Source organism: Mesorhizobium sp. P3_A9, assembly GCF_056402975.1.
The window spans coordinates 1-2432 of sequence record NZ_JBFUGJ010000571.1 but is presented as its reverse complement, the minus strand read 5'-3'; the positions used below and the strand labels follow the sequence as shown (position 1 = coordinate 2432).

Sequence of the window (2432 nt, the reverse complement as noted above, 5' to 3'; positions counted from 1 at the left end):
TCAATAGACGGTGGACAACTAGCGTAACGGTTGAATTTGCGAGTTGCGAAGAATGCCACTTTGCACCATTTTGGTTCCACCCGAACCGGAGACGGCGGTAACCGCCTCCGGCGCGCGGGCGTAGCGCCATACATACTGGCACGCGGAGTTTGCGGCACTTGTCTTTGTCAGAGACGCCGCAAACTTCAGCCAGTGCCTGTAATGTACAGGCAATCCGAATTCAGCGCCCGCTGTGGCTGGCTTTTCCCACAAGGTTTTTGTTCTCYTTTCGTTCTTCTGTGGACAAGCTCGGTGTCGCTTTACAGGGCGTCTGTAATCGTAGGATTATATTCCTTGGGTGGGGCGATTTCGATGGAGATCGCAATGGCAAGATCGAAACCTTCAAAGCAGTTATCGCAGGCTGAAATCGAGCGCTTTCTGGTGGCAGCGGAAGCGCTACACCTCAGCATCGTGAAGCCGTTCATATCGCCGTTCTGCGACCACTACAGGCAGACGCGCGTCCTGCATGAGGTGCTGTTGAAAGCCGTGCGGGAAGTGACCGGGGACGAAGTCCCGTTCATCCAGTGGAACACTACCGGACCGGTTAGACCGCCTACGGCTGGCTAGCTGGTCATCGGTGGTGCGGGAAGCCCGCCTTATGGCAGGCAAACCGTAGCGGGTTTGTTAGCGATCGCCGCACGGAACCATTTTTAGCATTCGCTTGTTTAGCCCGCGATCTTATACAATTGTATCTTCTCGCGGGGGTTCGATGGTCTCGAAAAAGCTGGTAGCCAACGCCGAGCATGCGGCCAAGTTTCTGGCAGGGCTAGCAAGTCCTCCGCGACTATTGATCATGACCCATTTGGCCAATGCCGGCGAAATGCATGTCAACGCCATCATAGAAAAACTGATGATAAGCCAATCGTCCGTGTCGCAGCACCTAGCCAAGCTGCGCCGGCTCGGTCTGGTCGAGACCCGGCGGGATAGCCAAATGATCTATTATTCCTGCAACTCGAAGGCGGCGCGCGAACTGCTGTCCATATTGGATAAGGTGTATGGCGAAGGCACTCCCGAAAAGCGGGCGCATTTGATTACAGTAAGGCAGCGCTCAAACTAGGCTGGTTCAAATGCAACTCGAAACCTTGCCGTGGATCGTCATTCCGAGGGAAATGGCATGACCGACAAGCCAGCCACCACCTACGTCGTGAGCGTGTTGGAGAAGCCCAGCTGGCGTACGGTCTTGACCACGAAGGACAAGCAGAAGGCGTTCGGTATGGCCAAGGAGATCGGCGACAAGGTGCGGATCGARRMGATCACGCCGAAGCCGAAGAAACGCTAGAAGAGGTGGATCAGCCTAGCAACCCGCGCACCAAGGCCAATGATGAATCGGCCCTCGTTGGTCGCAAAATCCCAACAGCAAAATGCAGCCCAGCCAAAAAGAAAAAGCGAGAAGCGCATTCGCAGGATACTAAATTAGGCGCATTGAATAAGCGTTAAGGCTGGAGATGGCCGGCGCCCTCGCTGGGAGGTTGCCCGAATGGCGCCGGCCGGACGGCCCTTTTTCAGGTCCGCCGCACCTCAGACATAGCTGAGTCTTTACGTTGCGTCATGTGGTCGACCCGTCTCAGCCCGCCAGCGCGCGTCCGACAGCAATCCCAATTCCGATCGCCAGGCCCGTAGCCAACTTGCCCGCCAGATCGACAGCAAACGCGCCGACTGTGTCGCGCCAATCCGTGCGGGGCGCTAAAGCCTGGGTGAGTTCATCGAATGTGCGGTCGTGTTTCACGGACGTATCCCTGCATCGTTCAGATACATATGGATTCCATAAAATAACTGTGGAGTCCATATGGATTCTTGAAAGTAACAAATAGGCGCTTTCGCATAACTGACCTTGACTTGATAGGCGAAAACGCCTTGCACTATATTATGCGAAAGCGCCTTAACGCACGACACGCAAGAATAAAATTTATTGATGCCCTTGCGTTACTCCCGATTCTCGGCCATGCTTTTGGGCAAGGGTAAGGGGTTACCTGCAAAAAGGTCGAAGCAGCAGCGGACCAAGAATCCTCTTGGCCGGGGTGGCAAGCCATGTCCAAGGCGAAGCGCCTAAAAGCTTGCCAGCGATCTCCAGTCGCCTCTCTCCCCCGGCAGCCGGGTCTTCCGGCATGGGCCTGGAGAGGCCAAATCTGGAGAACTGAAATGACGGAATTTGTTCCCTCTTGCGGCCAGACAGAGGAACCGCTCGGTCCTAGCCTACCGGTAAGCTGGCGCTTCAAACTCGGCGAATGGATCACTCACAAAGACCAGCCATTACCGTCGCTAGTTATGGGGCGGGTTAGGACCACCAAAGGGCGCGAGATTTACGGCGTGCGGTCCTTTATGAATGTGGATCCTCAGCGCGACAGAATGATCCTGGCGGATAGTCTCAAGCCTATAGATGACGAGGCATGGGC

The 2432-nt window shown here is 55.4% G+C and carries 5 protein-coding genes; 4 read left to right on the top strand and 1 reads right to left on the bottom strand.

Going from position 1 to position 2432, the window contains the following annotated elements; all coding sequences use genetic code 11:
- Positions 1–363: 363 nt before the first annotated feature.
- The 3 genes from AC1DX0_RS34655 to AC1DX0_RS34645 all read left to right on the top strand — a co-directional run bounded on the left by AC1DX0_RS34655 (position 364) and on the right by AC1DX0_RS34645 (position 1318).
- Positions 364–606: a hypothetical protein gene (locus AC1DX0_RS34655; RefSeq protein WP_477219482.1), complete on the top strand. Its 243-nt coding sequence runs from the start codon at positions 364–366 to the stop codon at positions 604–606.
- A gap of 142 nt (positions 607–748) precedes the next feature.
- On the top strand, positions 749–1096 hold the full coding sequence (locus tag AC1DX0_RS34650) for an ArsR/SmtB family transcription factor (RefSeq protein WP_477219483.1): 348 nt from the start codon (positions 749–751) through the stop codon (positions 1094–1096).
- A gap of 57 nt (positions 1097–1153) precedes the next feature.
- A complete protein-coding gene (locus AC1DX0_RS34645; RefSeq protein WP_477358883.1) occupies positions 1154–1318 on the top strand; it encodes a hypothetical protein in 165 nt (54 codons plus the stop codon).
- A gap of 285 nt (positions 1319–1603) precedes the next feature.
- Here the strand turns inward: AC1DX0_RS34645 and AC1DX0_RS34640 are convergent, their stop codons facing one another.
- Positions 1604–1765: a hypothetical protein gene (locus AC1DX0_RS34640; RefSeq protein ID WP_477219485.1), complete on the bottom strand. Its 162-nt coding sequence runs from the start codon at positions 1763–1765 to the stop codon at positions 1604–1606.
- Between the two features lie 413 nt (positions 1766–2178).
- On the opposite strand from AC1DX0_RS34640, the gene AC1DX0_RS34635 reads away from it, so the two are divergent.
- On the top strand, positions 2179–2432 hold a 254-nt coding region (locus AC1DX0_RS34635), incomplete at its 3' end, for a hypothetical protein (protein ID WP_477358880.1).